Here is an 810-nt window from a genome sequence, read left to right as displayed (position 1 = left end):
TCAGTTCACCTCCAAAATTGACTCCCGTTTCCATTTGCACAACTTTGATAAGGCGATTGTCAGCGACATTTTCCTCGAAAATCGCCTTGACGCCAGAGCTCCGAACCTGACGAACTACTTGTGCAATTTGTGCTGCAGAAGCCTCTCCTCCCGTACTGATGCCTTGCAAGCTCCGCATTTTCAAACCATAATCTCGAGCCAAATAAGCAAAGGCATTGTGAGGAACAACCATTTGTCGTTGAGACGCAGGCAGAGCCAAAAACTTCTTCTCGTAAGCTTGGTTAAGCAAGTCTAATTCTTCAATATATGCCTGTGCATTCGTTGCATATTCTCCGGCATGCGGAGGGTCAACCTTCGCTAAGGCATTGGTGATATTGCGAATATATACTTTTGCAGCCTGCAAGCTATGCCAGGCATGCGGGTCAACCCTTCCAACCATCTTGGAAATATCATCATTTTCATCAAGAGAAGCGCTACTATGCTTATGCTCTTCTTCGCCATGATGACCATGACTATGTCGACGCAAATCCTTTCGCTCTCTGATCAAACGAACATTTTCTGTCGCTATCACAGTCAGGCCATTAAAATCTGCTGCTGCAACCAAGCGCGCTAACCACCCTTCAAAGCCCAAGCCATTCATTAACAACAAGTCAGCTTTAGATAAATGCTTAACATTTTGAGGTGAAGGGCGGTAAACATGTGCATCTTCCCCCCAGTCTACCAAGGTAGATACGGATACATGATCTCCTCCCACCGCCTTAGCCATATCAGCCAAAACACTGAAGGTCGCTACTAACTGTAAACTGGCTC

The 810-nt window shown here is 46.0% G+C and carries 1 protein-coding gene; it reads right to left on the bottom strand.

Annotated elements, in window-relative coordinates; genetic code table 11:
* A partial coding sequence (locus A3766_RS07500) for a metal ABC transporter solute-binding protein, Zn/Mn family (RefSeq protein WP_068642036.1) occupies positions 1 to 810 on the bottom strand: 810 nt, incomplete at both ends.

This window comes from Oleiphilus sp. HI0132 (assembly GCF_001635845.1).
Note: the sequence above shows the minus strand (reverse complement) of the source record. Positions and strands in the feature narration are given on the sequence as shown.